Origin of the sequence: Streptococcus saliviloxodontae, assembly GCF_016908655.1 — a bacterium.
Lineage (GTDB): Bacteria > Bacillota > Bacilli > Lactobacillales > Streptococcaceae > Streptococcus > Streptococcus saliviloxodontae.
This window is the reverse complement of sequence record NZ_JAFBEI010000039.1, coordinates 1-20,115: the sequence shown is the minus strand read 5'-3', so window position 1 is coordinate 20,115 and position 20,115 is coordinate 1. Positions and strand designations below refer to the sequence as shown.

General features: G+C 38.6%; 18 protein-coding genes. 4 read left to right on the top strand and 14 right to left on the bottom strand.

Annotated elements, in window-relative coordinates; translation table 11 throughout:
- The first annotated feature begins 144 nt into the window (after positions 1 to 144).
- Both JOC31_RS08435 and JOC31_RS08430 read left to right on the top strand, forming a co-directional pair.
- Positions 145 to 1,518 (top strand): TrkH family potassium uptake protein, encoded by a 1,374-nt coding sequence (locus JOC31_RS08435; RefSeq protein ID WP_205017723.1) that lies wholly within the window; start codon positions 145 to 147, stop codon positions 1,516 to 1,518.
- A gap of 18 nt (positions 1,519 to 1,536) precedes the next feature.
- Positions 1,537 to 2,208, top strand: coding sequence for a potassium channel family protein (locus JOC31_RS08430; protein WP_205017722.1), 672 nt, complete (start codon positions 1,537 to 1,539; stop codon positions 2,206 to 2,208).
- 70 nt (positions 2,209 to 2,278) lie between these two features.
- Here the strand turns inward: JOC31_RS08430 and JOC31_RS08425 are convergent, their stop codons facing one another.
- The 5 genes from JOC31_RS08425 to sstT form a co-directional block, all read right to left on the bottom strand.
- A complete protein-coding gene (locus tag JOC31_RS08425) occupies positions 2,279 to 3,109 on the bottom strand; it encodes an energy-coupling factor transporter transmembrane component T family protein (RefSeq protein ID WP_205017721.1) in 831 nt (276 codons plus the stop codon).
- Positions 3,094 to 4,779, bottom strand: a complete 1,686-nt coding sequence (locus JOC31_RS08420; RefSeq protein WP_205017720.1) for an ABC transporter ATP-binding protein — start codon at positions 4,777 to 4,779, stop codon at positions 3,094 to 3,096. Before JOC31_RS08420 ends, JOC31_RS08425 begins: the two co-directional genes overlap by 16 nt.
- Positions 4,780 to 4,891: 112 nt before the next feature.
- Entirely contained in the window at positions 4,892 to 5,437 is a 546-nt protein-coding gene (locus tag JOC31_RS08415; protein WP_205017719.1) for an ECF-type riboflavin transporter substrate-binding protein, read from the bottom strand.
- A 10-nt stretch (positions 5,438 to 5,447) separates the two neighbouring features.
- On the bottom strand, positions 5,448 to 6,296 hold the full coding sequence (locus JOC31_RS08410) for an SAM hydrolase/SAM-dependent halogenase family protein (RefSeq protein ID WP_205017718.1): 849 nt from the start codon (positions 6,294 to 6,296) through the stop codon (positions 5,448 to 5,450).
- Between the two features lie 145 nt (positions 6,297 to 6,441).
- Positions 6,442 to 7,653 carry a serine/threonine transporter SstT gene (gene sstT / locus JOC31_RS08405; protein ID WP_205017717.1) on the bottom strand — a complete coding sequence of 404 codons (1,212 nt, stop codon included), beginning with the start codon at positions 7,651 to 7,653 and terminating at the stop codon, positions 6,442 to 6,444.
- 170 nt (positions 7,654 to 7,823) lie between these two features.
- Here sstT and brnQ point away from each other — a divergent pair, with 170 nt between their 5' ends.
- Entirely contained in the window at positions 7,824 to 9,191 is a 1,368-nt protein-coding gene (gene brnQ / locus JOC31_RS08400) for a branched-chain amino acid transport system II carrier protein (RefSeq protein ID WP_205017716.1), read from the top strand.
- Between the two features lie 235 nt (positions 9,192 to 9,426).
- On the opposite strand, the gene JOC31_RS08395 is transcribed toward brnQ, so the two are convergent.
- The 6 genes from JOC31_RS08395 to JOC31_RS08370 all read right to left on the bottom strand — a co-directional run bounded on the left by JOC31_RS08395 (position 9,427) and on the right by JOC31_RS08370 (position 16,687).
- A complete protein-coding gene (locus JOC31_RS08395; RefSeq protein WP_205017715.1) occupies positions 9,427 to 10,722 on the bottom strand; it encodes a hypothetical protein in 1,296 nt (431 codons plus the stop codon).
- A 15-nt stretch (positions 10,723 to 10,737) separates the two neighbouring features.
- Positions 10,738 to 12,096: a GHKL domain-containing protein gene (locus tag JOC31_RS08390; RefSeq protein WP_205017714.1), complete on the bottom strand. Its 1,359-nt coding sequence runs from the start codon at positions 12,094 to 12,096 to the stop codon at positions 10,738 to 10,740.
- Between the two features lie 372 nt (positions 12,097 to 12,468).
- Positions 12,469 to 13,161, bottom strand: a complete 693-nt coding sequence (locus JOC31_RS08385; RefSeq protein WP_205017713.1) for a methionine ABC transporter permease — start codon at positions 13,159 to 13,161, stop codon at positions 12,469 to 12,471.
- Positions 13,162 to 14,226 carry a methionine ABC transporter ATP-binding protein gene (locus JOC31_RS08380; protein ID WP_205017712.1) on the bottom strand — a complete coding sequence of 355 codons (1,065 nt, stop codon included), beginning with the start codon at positions 14,224 to 14,226 and terminating at the stop codon, positions 13,162 to 13,164.
- On the bottom strand, positions 14,219 to 15,592 hold the full coding sequence (locus JOC31_RS08375) for a M20/M25/M40 family metallo-hydrolase (RefSeq protein WP_205017711.1): 1,374 nt from the start codon (positions 15,590 to 15,592) through the stop codon (positions 14,219 to 14,221). Before JOC31_RS08375 ends, JOC31_RS08380 begins: the two co-directional genes overlap by 8 nt.
- A gap of 201 nt (positions 15,593 to 15,793) precedes the next feature.
- Positions 15,794 to 16,687, bottom strand: a complete 894-nt coding sequence (locus tag JOC31_RS08370; protein ID WP_205017710.1) for a MetQ/NlpA family ABC transporter substrate-binding protein — start codon at positions 16,685 to 16,687, stop codon at positions 15,794 to 15,796.
- 149 nt (positions 16,688 to 16,836) lie between these two features.
- Here JOC31_RS08370 and JOC31_RS09975 point away from each other — a divergent pair, with 149 nt between their 5' ends.
- Complete coding sequence (locus JOC31_RS09975; protein WP_275586114.1) at positions 16,837 to 16,965, top strand: hypothetical protein; 129 nt, start codon at positions 16,837 to 16,839, stop codon at positions 16,963 to 16,965.
- Between the two features lie 27 nt (positions 16,966 to 16,992).
- On the opposite strand, the gene JOC31_RS08365 is transcribed toward JOC31_RS09975, so the two are convergent.
- The 3 genes from JOC31_RS08365 to JOC31_RS08355 form a co-directional block, all read right to left on the bottom strand.
- The gene (locus tag JOC31_RS08365) at positions 16,993 to 17,835 is read right to left on the bottom strand and encodes an amino acid ABC transporter substrate-binding protein (RefSeq protein ID WP_205017709.1); all 843 of its coding nucleotides are present in this window, start codon (positions 17,833 to 17,835) and stop codon (positions 16,993 to 16,995) included.
- A 139-nt stretch (positions 17,836 to 17,974) separates the two neighbouring features.
- Positions 17,975 to 19,123 carry an amidohydrolase gene (locus JOC31_RS08360; protein ID WP_205017708.1) on the bottom strand — a complete coding sequence of 383 codons (1,149 nt, stop codon included), beginning with the start codon at positions 19,121 to 19,123 and terminating at the stop codon, positions 17,975 to 17,977.
- 2 nt (positions 19,124 to 19,125) lie between these two features.
- Positions 19,126 to 19,914, bottom strand: coding sequence for an amino acid ABC transporter substrate-binding protein (locus tag JOC31_RS08355; protein ID WP_205017707.1), 789 nt, complete (start codon positions 19,912 to 19,914; stop codon positions 19,126 to 19,128).
- Between the last annotated feature and the right edge of the window lie 201 nt (positions 19,915 to 20,115).

Genomic DNA, 20,115 nt, shown 5'->3' with positions numbered 1-20,115 from the left:
GAATCAAAGCAAAACTAAAAGGACTTAGTCCTGTGCAATACAGAACTAAATCCCTTCAATAAATATAGTGTCCAACTTTTTGGGGTCAGTACATACGACTGCTTTTTTGTTATGATAAATATAGTTTTTATAAGGATGGTTTTTATGCTTACTTTCATGAAACGGCTATCCATCACACAGCGATTAACCTTAAGTTTCTTGTTGGTTATTGTTATGGGGAGCCTATTACTTTCACTGCCTATCACCCACTATCAGAATGCTCCTCAGACAACCTATCTAGATCATTTGTTTAATGTCGTATCCATGGTTTGTGTTACAGGATTGTCTGTCTTTGCTGTCGGTGATGTCTATAATGGTCTCGGACAAGTCATCAGTATGATACTTATGCAAATCGGTGGGCTAGGACTGGTCACAATCCTTGCCATCAGTAGCTTTGCACTCCGTAAGAAAATTAATCTCTCAGAGTCGAGGCTCCTGCAATCAGCCTTAGGAAAAGATGACAGCTATCGCCTCAAAGACTACCTCTTCAATGTCTATAAAATCACATTCGGTATCGAGGCTGTTGCTGCCTTACTACTGATGATTGACTTTATCCCTCGTTTCGGACTAGGGCATGGTGTCTTCAACGCTTTTTTCCTAGCTGTATCAGCTTTTTGCAATGCAGGCTTTGATAATCTAGGAAGCAATAGCCTCAAGGCTTTTGTGCTGAATCCTCTGATTAATGGTGTCATCGCTTTTTTAATTTTTGCAGGTGGTCTAGGATTCGCAGTTTGGATGGATCTCTTTAGAGGTTTAAAGAACTATCTGACAGATAAGCCTATTCGTTACAAAGCCTTTCAAAAATCTCTCAGTTTACAAAGTCAACTTGTTCTAAACACAACAGCTATCGTGCTTTTCTTAGGAACCCTGCTAACATGGTACACCGAGAGCGGCAACCCTGATACCATTGCTCACTATAATGGCTTTCAACAGCTAATGGTTAGCTTCTTTCAAACAGTTACCATGAGAACAGCTGGTTTTGCAACCATCTCTTATACGGCTACCGATTTTTCAACAAACGTCCTCTACATGATCCAGATGATCATGGGAGGATCGCCTGGCGGAACAGCTGGTGGGGTCAAATTGATGGTGGTTGCTGTTATTTTCTTGCTTTTCAGAGCTGAGCTCAAAGGGCAAGACAACGTGGTTTATGCCAATCGTATCATCGCTAGTAAGACCATTAAGCAAACCTTAACCATTTTGATTTTTTTCTTCAGCGTTCTCTCTATCGCTTACATCCTCCTACTCGAAGTAGAACCTACACTTGACCCGAATGCTCTGCTATTTGAAGCAGTGTCTGCTATTGCAACGGTCGGTGTCTCCATGGATCTGACAGCTAAACTCTCCCTAGCAGGACGTATCATCATCATGCTACTCATGTTTATCGGTCGAGTCGGCCCCATCACCGTCCTCCTCAGTCTCATGCAAAAGAAAACCAAATCAGTCCATTACGCCAGCACTGAGCTGTCTCTGGGCTAAACTAGAAAGGAATTTCCTATGTCAACAAAAATTATCGGCGTTCTAGGTCTCGGAATCTTTGGGCAAACCGTCGCCAAAGAACTCTCTAACTTTGAACAAGAAGTTATCGCCCTAGATAACAATGAACAACATATTCAACTGATAGCTGACGTAGTTACCAAAGCAGCAGTTGGGGATATTACGGATATCGACTTCCTCAAAGCGACTGGGATTGACCAGTGTGACGCTGTCATCATCGCTACTGGTAAGCATTTAGAAGCCTCTACTCTTGCTCTCATTCATTGCAAGAAGCTCGGTATTCCTAAAATCATCGCCAAAGCAACTAACCCTAGCTATGAGGAGGTGCTTTATGCTATCGGAGCCGACTGGGTCATCATGCCAGAGCGCAGCACTGCTATGAACCTGGCTTCTGAACTCCTCCGTAATAGGATTACCGACATCTTCCATTTGGAAGACCATGTTAGTCTGGTCGAATTTGAACTCCCCCAAGATTGGGTTGGTAAAACCCTGCTTGATCTCAATGTTCGTCAAAAATATGACCTTAATGTCATCGGCATTCGTCCCAATAAGACTGCATCCCTCAACACAAAAGTTAACCCCAAAGAAACACTCCAAGAAGGTAGCAATATCATGGCTATCGCTGACAAACGAACTTTGGAAAAATTTGATTATTTAGGCTATTTAAAATAAGTGACGATATAGAAAAAGACTTGAAGTTTCCTTCAAGTCTTTTTCTGATTATATGTCTCTGTCTTTGTAATCAAGCCCAAGGGTTATAAAAGCGTCCTTGATTAACCCAGATCAAGGCTAAGCTGAGAAGTAACAAACTAATGGCCAAAAGCAAGGTTAGCCAATCTGCTTTTTTAAACGCCTGATAATTGTACCACGTACGTTTTTTATTTTTACCAAAACGTCGTAATTCCATCGCTGTCGAAACGGTATCGATACGCTCCAAAGAGGATAAAATCAGAGGCAAGGCAATCTGAAGATTTCCCCTAATCCGACTAATCAAACCAGCTTTCTTGGATAACTCTAAACCACGCGCTTCTTGAGATCTACGAATGGTATAAAATTCTTCTTGAATATCTGGAATGTAACGCAAAGTCAAACTAACAGCATAAGAAATACGATAAGAAACGCCGATTTGATTTAAACTTGCCGCAAATTGGCTGGGATGTGTCGTCATCAAAAAAAGAATCGCTAATGGTACCGTACAAAAATACTTGAGCAACAAATTAAAGAGGTAAAAAAGCTCCTGATAAGATAGCGAAAAGTATCCCCATCCTGAAATCACTAAATCTTTGCGACCATAAATTTCAGCTCCATAACTCGGTGAAAACAGGTAAACCATCATCAAATTAAAAATAGCAACAATCAAAATAAGATTAATGACAAAGGAAATATCCTTCCATCGAATCTTAGCTTGATAAAACAAATACATGGCTAGAACACCCATCAGTAAGATAAAGCGGGTATCGTAAGTTGCCATACAAGCAACTGAAACTAGAATGAAAAAAATCAATTTACTAGCACCAGACAAGCGGTACAAGAAACCTTGTCCTTGCTGATAACCAATCAGTCGATTCGACATAGGTCCTCCTTTCGTTTTTGACTATAGTAGTTGGTGAGAGCTATGGGGTCAAGTTCCAACTTCTCTGCCAAATCATAAAGACTAGTTTTCTTGAGATTAGCTTGTTTCAGCAGTTCTTCTTGACCCAAAATTTCTAAAGGACTAGCATCTGCCAAGAGACGACCATCTGCGATAACAATACAACGGTCAGAATGTTCCATCATCAGTTGCATGTCATGTGTAATCATAACTATTGTATGACCTTTTTGATTTAGACTCTCAAGGAAGGTCATAATTTCAGTATAGTGTTGACGATCTTGACCTGCCGTTGGCTCGTCTAAAAGAATAATTTGAGAATTCAATACCAAAATCGCTGCAATCGTGACACGTTTCTTCTGACCAAAAGATAGAGCAGAGATTGGCCACTTACGAAATTCATAAAGACCACATGTTTTGAGAACCTCATAGACACGTTGTTCAACCTCATCTTCTGGGATGCCACGTAGGCGTAAACCAAGGGCTACCTCATCAAAAATCATCGTCTGACTAATCATTTGATTAGGATTTTGTAAAACATAACCAATACGACTAGCCCTCTCTTTAACCGAATCATTGGCTATATCTTGTCCCAAGTAAGAAATCTGACCGCTAGCTTCGATAAACTTGGTCATTACTTTTGCGAGAGTAGATTTCCCAGCTCCATTTTTTCCGACAATCGCTAAACGCTCTCCTTGATAAATCGTCAAAGAAACATCTTTAAGAATCGGCTTATCATGGCTATAACCAAAACAAATACGCTCCAACTCTAAAAGAGGCTTCTTGTCTTTTACCTCTACAACTTGTTCTGGCAATTGAATAGTTGCTGCTTCTATTGTCATCTGACTCAAAGGGGTTAACCGCTTAAATCCTGACAAATCATAACCCAAGTCCTTCAAGCTTGATAGATAAAGAGGCTCTCTAATGCCATTTTCTAGTAGTAAGGAGCTAGCCAACAAATCATCAGGCTGACCATCAAAAACGATACGTCCATCATTGATCAAAACAATACGATCAACAAAACGATATAAAACATCCTCCAAACGATGCTCGATAATAATAGTCGTCGCTTTCTCTTCCTGATGAATACGGTCGATTAAATCAATAGTATCCTGACCAGATTTGGGATCAAGATTAGCCAAAGGTTCATCAAAAAGCAAAATTGGACTTTCATCAATTAAGACACCAGCAAGGCTGACACGTTGCTTTTGTCCTCCTGAGAGATCCTGTGGGCGATGATCCAAAAATGCAGTCAAATCTAAACGCTGAGACCATGTTGTAATTTTCGCAAGCATCTGCTCATGGTCAACACAATCATTTTCAAGTGCAAAAGCTAAATCTTCAGCGACAGTTAGCCCGATAAATTGCCCATCTGGATCCTGCAAGACTGTTGAAACCAAATGAGACTTATCGTAAATCGACAGATTAAAAGCATCCTTGCCACCAATGGTAAAACTTCCTTCTACCTGACCAGAATAAATATTCGGAATAATACCATTTAAGCACTGACCTAGTGTTGACTTTCCGCTTCCAGAAGGTCCAACAATCAGAACTTTTTCACCTTTAGCAATCGTTAAATTGATTTCTTTTAGGGTTGGCTCAGCTTGAGCATCGTATTTAAAACTAAACTGATTAAAGACAATAAATTCATTCATAAATAAGTTATTTTCTACATTTCTAAACCATCATACTTAAAACGTATAGAGCTACCTTACTAGTATATCAAAAAAATGGAAAAAGGAGCAGGGAAACCCTAACTCCTCACCCTTAATCTTTTGAAAGACTACCTGCTTGTGTACGTGATTTTGCATAAGCTAACATCAGAGCTGTTCCTGCAATTGCAATGGTCAATGCATTTGAAATACCCGCTACAAAACCTTGCGCATAGAGGTAAGACCAAGCTTGATTGTATTGCAATTTATCTCCAATCGGTGTGATAACACCGTAGGCTACAATTATCGAAACCACTTGCACAAGATTGAACCAAATGATTTGTCCCACTGAAAAGATGCCTTTTGTCACATCATATTTTGAACGGAACAGCCCAATCACTAGACCTAAAATACCAGATGCCAAGACCCATGACCAAGAAATACTACCATATTGAATACCATCTTTCAAAGCATGGCCGATGAAACCAATTAAAAAACCTGCCAATGGTCCAAAGACAACTGAAAAGAGCGCCTGTACAGCATACTGCAGTTGGATGCTTGTGTTACCAAAAATCGGAATATTGATAAACATCCCAATAATGACAAATAAAGCAGCACCAATACCAGTTGCAACAACTGTTTTTGTTGAATTATTTTTCATAAAAAATCACCTAATCTCCTAAACATTTAATTTCAATGTGCCAGTTCGGTCCGACACCAACATTATAAGCCTTAGCAAACGAACCTTGATTAATAGCTAAGCCAACACGGTAAAGTGAGTTAATATACAAAATAGGTTGCCCTAAACGAACATCAGCAAAAGATTTTCCATACGTTACCTGATTTTGGTACACCAGCATATCGTTATTGTAAATCGTTACCTCAAAGCGGTCGCCAAATTCTGGCGTCAATGAATAAAACTCATCACGCGTAATAGAGGTCCACAAAGAACCAAACCTAACATCAAGAATATCGATAGCACCACAAACCCTATTGTTCTCAAGTTGAGTCTCAACCACTGGTAGCTCTAAGATATCCTCTACAGACAACAAAGGACCGACCTCATCAAAACTGATATGACCAGAGGCTAATTTAGCTCCCGTATAAGCATAGACATCTCTTCCATGAAATGTGTAAGATAACTCCGTATTGCGACGTCTGTTCTCTACTTCAGAAATTTCACGAACAGCTTCAATACCAATATTCTGCTTAATATAAGACAAGGTACCGTTATCAGGAGTCACAATGTAGTGACCTGTCTTCGTCAAGGCCACAACACTCTTTCGCGAGGAACCTACACCAGGATCGACAACTGATACAAAAGTGGTACCTTCTGGCCAGTATTCTACCGTTTGGAACAGGCGATAGGAAGCCTCAAAAGTATTATAAGGCGTGATGTCATGTGTCAAATGATGAATCCCTAGGCTGGGATCCTCCTGAAGAGCAACACCAATCATCGCTGAGACAGCGCCATCAACTAGACCAAAATCCGATTGTAAAACCAATAATTTATTTGCCATAAACGACTCACTTTCATTACTTGAATGTATATTTTATCATATTTTGATGTGGTTTTGAATAAGTAAATCTTTAGAGCTAGTTATAGCTACAACCTATAGCGACAAAAATAAAAGAGAGTGGATTATTTTGTCCACCTCTCTTAGATTAGTTTTTCTTCCAGCGAGATTTTTCAGCAACTGCTGTAAATAATACATCCGTTGATGAGTTAAGGGCTGTTTCACAAGAATCTTGGATAACACCAACAACAAAACCAACACCAACAACTTGCATGGCAACATCATTTGAGATACCAAATAGGCTACATGCTACTGGAATCAATAATAGTGACCCACCAGCAATCCCTGAGGCACCACATGCTGAAATAGCTGAGATAACACTCAAAATCAAAGCCGTTGCAAAGTCCACTTCAATTCCCATTGTTGTAACTGCTGCCAGCGTCAATACATTAATAGTTACCGCTGCACCAGCCATATTGATTGTTGATCCTAGAGGGATAGAAACTGAATAAGTATCTGGATCCAATCCCAGCTCTTCACACAATTTCAAGTTAACAGGAATGTTGGCTGCTGACGAACGAGTAAAGAAAGCCATTGTTCCAGAATCTTTAATACAACGCCAAACCAAAGGATAAGGATTTTTCCCCATGACCACAAAAGAAATTAACGGATTGACAACAAGTGCTACAAAAGCCATAGTCCCTACTAAAACGAGTAAGAGAACACCATAATCTAAAATAACTCCCAAACCGTTTTCAGCAATGGTATCAAAAACCAACCCCAAAATACCAAATGGCGCTAAATTGATAATCCAACGAACAATCTGCGACGTTGTTTCCGCCATTGTATTGAGCAAATCCTTCGTATTTTCACTAGCCGTACGCATAGCAAAACCAAAGACAACTGCCCAAACCAACACACCAATATAATTAGCTGTCGCAATGGCATTAAAAGGATTGTCAACCATATTCATCAATAGAGACTTAAATACCTCACCAACACCTTCTGGTGAATTAGCTGACTTAGTAGCAGTTGCTTCTGACAAGGTTAGTCCAATCGGAAAAATATAGTGGGAAATAACTGCTGTTAGAGCTGCTGCAAATGTTCCAAATAGATAAAGAATAATAACTGTCTTCATATTGGACTTTTGACCTTCTCTCGTCTGAGACAAGGCATTTGCGACCAAAGCAAAGACCAAAAGTGGTGCAATTGCTTTCAAGCCACCCACAAACATATCTCCTAAAAGTCCAATAACAGTAACTTTGGGTAATAAAATCCCCAGTATAGCACCTAGAATAACACCAATTGAAATACGTTTGATCAAACTGGTCCTATTCCATGCATGAAATAGACGTCTCATCATAGTCTCCTTAATTTTTTTCAGACTTACCTATGATACCTTAAAATAGAAAAATGGTCAATTTGATCAAAAGCATTGACGAAAGCGCCATCAAACCATTATAATAAGATACGGTACGCAATTATGTTCAATTATACACAATTTTATACAATTATCTTTAAGGAGTTCTTATGAAAGAAAGAAAAACAACTCTTATCATCGGTTTAATGCTGTTTGCTCTCTTTTTTGGGGCAGGAAACCTAACCTATCCAGCCTTTTTAGGCCTCTATTCAGGTAACCAACTAGTTCTTGCTATCATCGGTTTTTGTTTGACTGGTGTAACCCTTCCTTTATTGGGGGTTGTTGCCATGGCTTACTCTGGCAAGGACAATGCCGAGCAACTCGCTTATCCTATTTCTAAGAAATACGCTGTCGCATTCATGGCGACACTCTACCTTGCTATTGGTCCTTTCTTTGCTATTCCTAGGACAGGGGCTACATCCTTTTCGATGAGTATCCAAGCTCTCTTTGGAAATAGCATCTGGGTAAAGATTATCTACGCTATCATCTTTTTTGGACTATCCTACCTTCTTGCGATTAAACCAAGTAAAATCGCAAATTATATCGGAAAATATTTAACACCAGTTCTTTTTAGCGTTCTAGCTATCTTGATTCTCATGTCCTTTATCACACCAGCAGGATCTATCGGATCTGCTTACGATGCCGCTGATAGCATTAGCAATCAATTCGCTAGCCATCCTTTTATCGCTGGATTAATTCAAGGTTACGGGACAATGGATGCCCTTGCCTCACTAGCTTTTTCAATCGTTGTTATCCAAGCTGTCAAAGACCAAGGTCGAAGTGAGAGCAAAGAAATCACACGTATGACCTTCCAGTCTGGGATTATTGCTGCTGCCTTTCTCGCCTTAATCTATATCTTTGTCAGTCGTATCGGAGCAACGTCTCAAGCACTATTCACCATGAGCAAGGGGCAATTTCTCTTCAATGGCATTCCTGCTGATGGCGGAAACGTTCTTGGACAAGCAGCCTACCACTATCTTGGTTTCTTTGGACAGATTATCCTTGCCATCGTTGTCTTTCTCGCTTGTCTCTCAACTTCAGTAGGACTTATCACATCTTGTGCCGAGTACTTCCATGGGCTATTGCCTAAAGTTAGTCATAAGATATGGGCAGGTCTCTTTACACTCATCGCCACTGCTTTCTATTTTGGTGGTCTAAACCAAATCATTAGCTGGTCTCTGCCTGTGCTATACCTCCTATACCCTCTAACAATTACTTTGGTCTTTCTGACCTTAACTAAAAAGGCCTTGAATCTCAGTCCTATCGTTTTCAAAACAACAACCGTTTTAACCTTGATTGCTGGGCTTTACGATGCTCTAGCAACACTTTCTAGCATGACCGGGCTCTTTTCTATCCCAGACAGTATTAACCATTTCTTTACACAAGTTGTACCAATGGGAGCCTACAATATGGGATGGATTTGTTTCGCCCTTGTCGGATTTGGCGTCGGTATTGTTCTATCAAAATTCAACAAATAAAATCATAATAAAAGAGTTTGAGACAAAGTGGTCTCAAACTCTTTTTAATCTAGTTAGTTTCTATAGGCGCAGTGGTTGGGACAAAGCGAGAGAATGAGATACTTTAACACCACTCATCTACCGCTGTATAGTCTCTGATCCACTGGTAAATCAACTTTTACAAGCCTGCAATGTTCTAAACATGATACAACAACATCAGTCCTCTTTGAAATGACCGACTTTCCTACTCTCCTTTTTAAAAATCATTCTCTAAAAGAACTTCTAATCTTTGAACATAATAGTGATTTCCAACGAATTGTTCTTGTATTATTTTCAAAGCATAGTTATCCGATACAAAATGTTGTTCTCTGTTAGTATCGGCTGAGATATTTGCTACTATTTCTGGATCAGTTAGCTTTGTCTCAATCGAAATGACAAAACCTGCCTCCAAAGAATTGATTGTCACAACAATGCTAGTCTGATTAAGATAAGCCGAGTCGATTGCTCGTTTACACATCGTATCCAACAAGACAAACAGCTCTTCTAAGTTTTTAACATCAAACACAAGAGGCTGAGACACCACTAAGGTTAAAGGAACTTGTTTTTGTTGAGCTATCATATTGTTTTCCAACAAAGCCAATTTGACAAATGGAATGTCTATCTTTACAAGCTCTTGTATGATCCGACCATCCAATTCTTGTAAATAAGCTCGGCTACGCATTGCTAAGTCATCATAGATCGACCTAATTTCTGCAACATCTCCGCCATCAACACTATCTCGTAAACTAATCAAGATATTTTCGTAGTCATGTTTTAGCTTACGTAGATTAGTATAAAATTGTTCAATATAGCTATTATAAGTTTCCAAAACCTCTAAATGCCTATCTTGTTCTAGCTTAATAGCACCCGCCATTCTTTTCTTAGTGTCGTAATTCAGATAGATTGCCACCGCTAAAAAGAACATCCAAAAGATAAAAATAGCGATTGATTTTCCAGATACTTCAGGTAATGACACTGCAGTTCCTATATAGTTAGAAACTAAAAATGATAGTTCTGTCGAAAGATAATAGACCAACATCGTCACGTTCGCTATAATCAAGCTCTTATTAGGGCGAACATCACTATGCCTCATTAAAGAAAAGTCCATATCAAACATACGATGCAAAACAAGCAAGACAAAGATCGATAACAGATAGCTAAGCCCCACCATGACGTAACTATCCATCACGATACTATCAGCAACCGACAAGAAAGGACGATAGAAAAAGATAACAATCACCCAAGTCAGAAAATCAGATAACACATAAGTGTACATGGTATAAAAAAGAGTGACACTTGGTTTCACCTTGGGGTACAGTGCCCGACTGAGCACAAAAAGACCAATCGGATCGAAAATGATAGAGGTCCAGTACTGTCCTAAAACGACTCCTACCAAGGTTGCCAACAAGAGCCATCTCTTCTTGACTAGCTGCTGCAACGACGTTTTAGAGATGATCATGTAGTTGCAGATTTCAGTTAGGTAAACAATAATAATATAAGCATAAGTTATCACATCACCACCTCTTTTCTAAACCACAGAGGATAATAACTCAAGTTTTTGAGTGAACTCAAAGTGACTACTACTAGTTGATAACATCGCCATAGGATAATCATCTAAAATTTGGGAAACGTTTGATAGGCCAAATCCCCTATCATCTCCCTTACTTGACATTCCTAATTCAAAAATACTGGAAGTATTGATTGATTCTTCAGCAGTTGTGTTCGAAATAATGAACAAATGACTATCGAAATTTTTGAAAAACGCCATTCTTATCATCGGATGTACTGCCCTTTGTGCCGCCTCAATAGCATTATCAAAGAGAATCGAAATAACTATCGCTAAATCCAAATTAGACATAGGTGTGTCCTTGATTACATCGGGAAATTCTGTGGAGATAACAATTCCTTTTTCCTCTGCCTCCAGAATCTTTGCAGACAGGATACTTTTCAAGGTACTATTTTCTATGGTGACCAACCTTCCCAACTCAAAATGACTACTTGAATAGTAATCAATATTTTTACCAACTAGCTTTTGGTAGGTCGCCCGGATTTTATCGATATCTCCACTGTCACAACTTTTCTTTAGCTGTTCCAACATTTCCTTGTACTCATCTTCAAAGACAAGGATCTCTTGATAGAGTTGCTCCATCCTATTGCCATAATGCTCGATATTAGTCACTCGTCTAGCTTGTTCGCTCGCCATCTTATCCTGAATATTTTTATGGGCTGATTTTCCTAAGGTAGATAAGAGGTAAAGAAAAATAAGTCCATAAGTACAGACTAAGATTTGACGCGTAATTTCTGCAGATGGCCAAAGTCGTAATTCTTGAAGAAGAAGCAAACCATAAACGACGATGTAATAAGCAATCATCGATACGGATAAGCACTGTAAAATACGCCAGTAATAAGGATTTCGTTGCGTCACAATAGAATGATACATCCTAGAATCAAAGGTTATGGTGTATTCAACACAAAAATAAAATGGAATGACAAGCAAGTAGGTCATCGTCAGCCATAAGGCATCATGGTTAATACTTGTAATGTCTTTTGAAAAATAAGATGACAGAATATAAAAAGCTGAAAAACGAGAAAAAATATCAACAAAGACAGATGACAACACACTGAAAAAAAGGCGTTCTTTTAAAGGAAGCTCTTTTTGATAGACACTGGCGATAATAACTAAAAGCAAAGGATCCAAGAAAGGAAGATTGATGGTTGAGCTACTGTTAATAAACAAAACCTCTAACAAGACCAGTACACCAGGTAACAAAAATTTAACTTTTGCATGTGTTAATCGCCTATAAATCCAATAAATTAACAAGAAGTTTAAAACTGTTATAAAACTATTAAATGCAACTGTCATCCTCAACAATTCCCAATCAATCATTCAAACTCCTCTCTAAGCATTAATCATCTTACTAAACTGATTTATAAAAATTATTTTTTGACAATTCTAACAATATATGTCAGCAAAATAAACTATCAACAAAAAGCAAGCCCTTTCATGACTTTTTATCAGTTATATTCATCTCATTTTGCCATAGTTTCTAAAAAAAAGATACCAAAAACACTCAAAAAAATAAGCATATTCCAAAATTGATCAAAAATAATAAAATATCTTCCTCTCATTATCTCTATAATTTCCTAAAAGTTCAACTAAAAACAGTCGCTCTTAAAGGACAAACGACCTCTCATTCTATTATTTCTCCTAGCAAAAAACAGTTAGTAGCTCTTACGTAAACCACTAACTGTTTTATTATTATTTGTGACTTAATTTTTTCGTTAGGAAATCCCCAACATACTGAACGATAAAGATCAAAATCAACAATAATAGCGTTGCTGTAATTGTCACATCGGTATTTGAACGGTTATAACCATAATAGATAGCAATATATCCCAAACCACCTGCACCAATCGCTCCAGCCATTGCTGTCTCACCTACGAGCGAAATCAAAGTAACCGTTGACACGCGCACAATTTCTGGCAAACCTTCTGTCAAATACACTTTGATAATATCCCATAGTGTTGCTCCTGAAGCTTGAGCTGCCTCGATAACACCACGGTCAAGCTCGGCTAAAACAACCTGTACTTGACGTGCAAAGAAGGGAAAAGTTGCAGCTGACAATGGAACAAGTGCTGCTGTCATCCCCAAGTTAGTCCCAACAAGGAAGTAAGTCACTCCTTTTAAAATAGCAAGTAAAATAATGAAAGGAATGGCTCTAAAAATAGAGGTAATCTTATCTAAAATTTGAAAAACAACCTTATTTTCAATAACACCTCTAGGACCAGTTAAAACGAGGAACAAACCCATCACTAAACCTAAAAAACCCCCGATGACAAAGGATATAGCAGTCATATACAAGGTTGCGTAAATAGCATCCAACCAAGAATTTGTCCCAGTCAAACCGATACTATAAACGTTAGGAAGATTATTTTGAATCCATTCAGACATCTAAACACCTCTCTTCAATACTGTTAGGGCAACACCAGCTTCTGAAATAGCTGACTGAGCTGCTACTAAGTCATCAACATTACCTGTCAAGACAACCACCATCTCACCGACTGGTGTGTTATCCAAAATCTCAATGTTTCCATAAAGAATATTAGCAGTCACACCAAATTTCTTGTACAATTCATTCAGAATTGGTTCATCAGTTGATGTTCCTGCATACTTAAGTTGAGCTAGAATAGCATTTTTTGGTAATTGCTTAACCAACTCTTGCTGCTCAATTTTTACTAAGGCTTCATCAATTCCTGTCGCTGTTTTGATAAATTCCTGTGTCAAAGATTCTCTAGGATTTGAAAAAATATCTAAAACAGAGCCTTCTTCAATGAGATGGCCATTCTGCATAACAGCAACACGATTACAGATATCCTTAACGATTTGCATCTCATGCGTAATCATAACCACTGTCAGACCAAGTTTCTTATTAAGGTCCTGTAAAAGTGCTAAGATTTGTTTGGTTGTCTTTGGATCCAAAGCCGATGTCGACTCATCAGAAATTAAGATTTCAGGATCGTTGGCAAGCGCACGCGCAATCGCAACACGTTGTTTTTGACCACCTGATAATTGAGCTGGGTAGTTATCTGCTCGGTCAGATAAATCAACTAATTCTAAAAGTTGGCGAATCTTAGCGTCTTTTTCAGTCTTCGTCAAATTGGAATGACGTAAGGCAAAAGCAACATTTTCATAAGCTGTTTTTTGAGCCATCAAATTGAAATGTTGGAAAATCATTCCAATTTTTTGGCGTTTCTGACGCAATTGAGCAGCGTTCAACTGAACCTTACCATCTGAAAAAATCACGTCATCGCCCACTGTAATCTTTCCTGCTGTCGGAACTTGAAGAAGATTGATCACACGAACTAGAGTTGATTTCCCTGCCCCAGAATAACCAACTATTCCATAAATATCACCTTTTTCAATAGCAACCGAAACGTTCTTAACCGCTTCAATCACACGTTTTTTTTGATGAAAGGTGATGTCGATATTTTCTAAATTAATAATGACATTACTCATAACTTGCAATTAACTCCTTGATTAATTCAATATGGGTATAGTAATCAGCTAGGCTGACATTCTCATCGCCACCGTGGTCACGACTGTTAGGATTTCCTAGTCCAAAGGCTGCCATTGGAACCCCTAAAGATTCATAAATCATATGCATTGGTCCTGTGCCAGCAGATGTTGGCAGAACAGAAATACCATTTTCATAAAACTTCTCAGCCTGTTGGATAAGATTGAGAATGGCTGGCGCAGACATATCACTACGATAGCTTTCCTCACCCAAAGTGTAGATGACTTTGATTCGATCAAAGCCTGATGCTTTTAAATGCTCCTTTATTTTCTCAAGAACATAGCTTGGTGTCAAGCCCGGTACCAGACGCATCTCCATTTTAGCGTGAGCATGGGCAGGCAAGATCGTTTTAACCCCTTGCCCTTGGTAACCTGTCGTCAAACCCTCTATTGATAAAGCCGGTTCGAAAAAGTAGCGTTTCAAAAACGTCCGACGCTCTGCTGTTAATACAGGTAACTTCAAGCCATATAGTCGTCTTAAATCATCAGTATTTTCAATAGCATAGCGTTCAACCAAATCCAGTTCACGCTCATTTGGCTCTTGAACCTTCTCATAAATCCCATCAATAAGAATACGACCTGAGTCATCTCGCATGCTAGAAATAGCATTCAAAAGATACCATGAGGCTGATTCAATCACTGCACCATACTTAGAATGAATATCCACTTCTGCACTCTCAACAGATAGATCAAAAGTGATAATCCCCTTGTTACCACCTGTTATTTCCAACTGATTTTCGGTATTCTTGTTTCCTTGCTCCCAGACCAAGAGATCTGCCGGCAAGAGGTCATCACGATATTTTTTCAAATACTTATCAAGATCTGTAGAAGCAGATTCTTCTGCACCTTCCATCATAAACGTGATATTAACAGGTAGGTCACCGACTTCACGAACATATTTTCGAACAGCCGTTAGACGAGCAGTGATGTGCCCTTTGTCATCATCAACACCTCGACCATACATATATCCCTTTCGTACTGTTAATTTGAAAGGATCGTCCGTCCAAGGCTGATCATCATCAGCAGGTACAGTATCGTAATGCTGGTAGAAAATAATGGTTTTAGCATCTGGATTAGAGCTTTTAAACTTAGCGATTACAAAAGGTGCTGTATAAGTTTCATCAATAATCACTTCAGCACCGACATTGGCAAAGATTTCTCCCAAATATCCTGCTACATCTGCAAGACCAATTTTTTGTGCAAAGATAGATTTCTTTGAAATTAAGGTTCTTAACACCTCAAAATAGTGCTGTGCAATCTCATCATTACGAAACTTAGCAATTTGTTCTTCTTCTGTTGAAAATGTCATATCTTCTCCTCTACAAGAAAATCGGGAGCGCCACTAAAACCAAATCGTTTGCACTTCCTTTGGCTGAATCGTTTCACTCCCGAAAACTCACCTCGTGCTTATAAAGCTCACTCATCTCTTTACAAAACACGGTATAAAGAGAAGAAAGCTGGACTAATCCAACTCTCCTCTCAATCTTTCTATTTCTATTCAGACCAGTAATTACTTATCTGATGAACTTGTTACTGTTGCACCTTCCCAAGCTGGAATATCAATGTTGTTAGATGATGATTGGATAAGCTTACCCACTTCATCAGATTGGTAGACTTTAATCAATACTTTAATAGCATCTGCTTTTTTAGAGCTCTTCCAATCTTTTTGTGCAGCGATGATGTTTACCCATTGTTTAGAGTTATTATTAACTTCTTCTGTGTAAAGCGTTGTTTTATAGTCAACATTTGATGATTGTGCATATGAGTTGTTGATAACTGCTGCTGCTACTGATGATAATGTTGAAGCCGTTTGACTAGCATCTACTTCTTTAATATCAAGGTTCTTAGGATTTGATGAGATCTTATCAAGCGTTGCTTCTTCCTCACCTGAGACGCTCAACTTAATCAAGCCAGCTGCTTGAAGAAGGTAAAGGGCACGACTCTCATTTGTCGCATCATTAGGGACAGAGATTGTTGAACCTTCTGGAATATCTGCAACTTTAGTGTATTTTGCTTTTCCAGAGCTGTCTGTACCTGAGAAGAGACGGATTGGGCTAAGAAGTGTATCTGCTGCTGCTACCAAATCGCCCTTATTATCCTTATTCCAACTGTTCAAGAAATTATAGTGTTGGAAAGCATTGACATCAATTTCATTATTTTTGAGTGCTTCGTTTGGTTGATTGTAGTCTGTGAACTCTGTCAACTTGATGGTTACACCTTCTTTTTTAGCCAATTCAGTTACTTTATCCCAAACAGGCTCAGTAGCATCATCCAAAGTCATGATCCCAACGTTCAATGTGTTGTTATCAGATTTAGATTCAGATGATTTTGCTCCGCAAGCTGCAAGAACAAGAACAGATGCTGCTGCAAGACCAGCAATTCCTAGTATTTTTTTCAATTTCATATATTATTCCTCACTTAAATCATTTTACTTGTCTATTATCTCACGCTTACTATGAATAATCAAATTGTTTATAATTGTAGAAATGTATAGTTAAAAACTATAACTAAAACCATATTTGTTATAAGATCATTATTTATTGTGTTAGCATAATGAGAAAAATAGAAAAAAGAGCTGGTATTTCATCTGCAGGACTACCTCAAGATGTTAATACGAGCTCTATGGTAACTTTGGTCTTTTACCAAAGCCATTTGACAACTCTACGAGATGATGCCCAGTGAGTAGTTGCCTCACTGACTTAAGGATTCTTATTTTCCAGTTGGTACTTTCAAATCAGAAGCTGTTGGAATATAGTCTTTGCTTCCAAGGTATTTCTCAGCTAGTTCAGCAAGCGTACCATCTTTTTGAAGTTCTTTCAAACGTTTATTAACAAATGTTTGAAGATCATCTTGACCATCTGCAAACAAGAAGTAGATGTAAGGTTGTTCAGATGATTTCAAATCAATTGTTTTAAGATTTGAAAGGTTTTGGTTTTTGATGATAGAGTTAACTGTTGGTGCATCAAAAATCTTGAAGTCTGCTTTACCATCATTCAAATTAGTCAAGATTTGAGTAATGTTTTCATTTGTATAGTTCAAAGTAACTGGGTTATCTGAATGTGATTTATTGAATTCTTCAAGTTGTGTTACACTTGATGTCCCTTGAACCACCTGAGTTGAATGACCAGCAATATCATCATAAGATTTGATATCGCTATCTTTCGCCACTGTCAAGACAGATGGTGTTGCTCCGATTGGATAAGAGTAAAGATACTTAGAAGCACGCTCTGCTGAGTAAGAAATATTGTTTCCACCCATTTGGTACTTGCCTGAATCAAGACCTGTGAAGATAGAAGACCATTCTGTTTTTTTGAACTTCACTTCATATTTATCTGAATCTTTGAAAACTGCTTTAGCAACTTCGATGTCGTAACCTGTCAAGTTACCGTTTTCTTCATAAGAAAATGGTGCTGTTGTTCCAACGGTTGCAAAGACTACTTCTTCTTTTTTAGAAGAATCTGTTGATTTTTCTGATTTTGTTGAACACGCTGCCAAAACAAGTGTTGAGGCTAACGCAATACCTGTAATTCCGAGAATTTTTTTCATTTTCATCTCTGTTTCTCCTCTTGCTGAGCAAATGCCCATTAATCTTTTATTATTACGCTTCCTATCTTAGCATTTTAGTGAAAAGTTGACTAATACTGATTTTTTATCACACTGATAAAGAAATCTTATCACTTTATTGAGCAAGTTAATCCAACACTTTTTCAGAAAAATAATCTAAAAGAAGCTGCGCATTTTCTACAAAATAATTAACTGCAACTGGTAGAGCGTCATCTTTGACAATAAAGGTATCGTGGTGAAGATCTGGGGCATTCTCTTCTCCATTACCACCGATAAACGCAAAGACGCCTGGGATTTTCTCCTGGTAAGCTGCAAAGTCTTCACCACCTGTGGATGGTCCAACCTCAATCACTTCAGCAAATCGTTTGGAGTTTTCAAAGATTAATGGCGTCAACTCCTCATCATTATAGGTTACTGTTGGTGCTTGTCCCCAGTTGATTTCTACCTGGGCTCCAAATTGCAGAGCTGTTTGTTCAACGATTGTGGTAAATCGCTGACGCATATGTGCTCTGTTTTCCTTAGTGAAGGTTCTGATGGTTCCTTCAAAGAAACCCTCACTCGGTAGGACATTCCAAGTAGAGCCAGCGTTGATGTGTGTAACAGATAAGATGGTTGGCTCAAAAGGAGAGACTGTACGTGCTACAATGGCTTGCAGATTATTGACCATACTTGTGATCGTAAGAACCGTGTCAACTCCCAAATCTGGTCTCGCCGCATGACCACTGACGCCCTTGACGGTCACCTTAAATTTCTCCACGGCAGCCATAATCGCTTTGGAGCGTAGACCAATTTGCCCAGGTTTCAAAAATGGCATGTTATGATAACCGATAATAGCTGAAACATCATCCAAAACACCTGTTTCTAGGACAGCATAAGCACCTTTTGCGACTTCTTCTGCTGGTTGGAAAATGAGACGAATAGTCCCCTTTAACTGATTTTCCTTAGCCTTTAAGAGCTCTGCTGCTCCCAAAAGACTCGTCTGATGAAAGTCGTGACCACACGCATGCATGGCTCCATTTTTACTGGCATAATCAAAGGTATTTTTTTCTTTAATAGGCAAGGCGTCGATATCTGCTCGTAAAGCGATGATAGGATAACCTGAACCGATTTCTCCGATAACCCCGGTCCTAAGATCAGTCTCAATAATCTTTATTCCCAACTCAGATAGATAGCCTTTTAGGAATTCTGTCGTATTATACTCACGCTCTGATACTTCTGGGTTCTGATGGATTTCACGACGAATCGTCGCTAATTTTTCATAAAATGCTTCTGTCATAATTACTCCACTTCTTCTTTGTCAGGAAGGTAGGAACCTCCCAAGTACTTCTGACTCAACTGTTCGAGTTGCCCATTCTTATACATGGTTTTAAGGGCTTTGTTAAACTGTTTTTGTAGATCCTTGCTATCTTTAGAAAAGACAATATAGTTATTAGGATTGTTATCGGTTTCGATAGCAATAACCTTTAAATCATAGCCTTTTTGGTCAATAATAGTTTCTACAGAGATTTTGTCAAATACCAAGTAATCAAATTCTCCGTTTGACAAATCAAGCAAGCGTTTAGCAACATCCTCACCTGAGTAGTCAATAATCGAAGGTTTGTCACTATGCTCTTTATTCCAATCCGTAACCAACTGAGCTGTTGAAGTGCCTGTGTCATCCTGAGTTGTCTTGCCTCCGATATTGTCCAAGGAACTTATCTTAGAAGAGGTAGGAACTACTAGCACCAAAGGATTTTTAGCAATCGGCTTTGAATAGAGATACTTCTTGGCACGTTCAGCTGTATAAGAGAGGTTATTAGCTGCTATTTGATAGTGACCACTATCCATCCCAACAAAAATAGACTCCCAAGCTGTCCGTTTATAACTTATTTTATAACCATCCATATACTGATTGGTGGCCTTGACAACCTCGATGTCATATCCTGTTAGCTTCCCTTTCTTAGCTTCATAAGAAAAAGGCTTTATATCACCTGCAGTCGCAAGGACAATCTCTTTATCAGCTGCATTGACACGATCTGTTACCAGTAAGGTCGATACCAAGACCACTCCTAAAAGAAACTTTTTCATAGACACCTCCTACTTGCTAATATCTTACCATTCCCCAAGTGTTTAGAAAAATAGATATTTTTTATCAAAGAGATAGGCAAGCCCTATCGCTAGAACTCTATTTTTAGGCTCTATAATTTCTGTAGTGGGTAAATCTCATTCAGATATTGTAGGGCTTTTTGACGGTATGCAAAAAGTCCCACATGACTTATAATGAAAAGC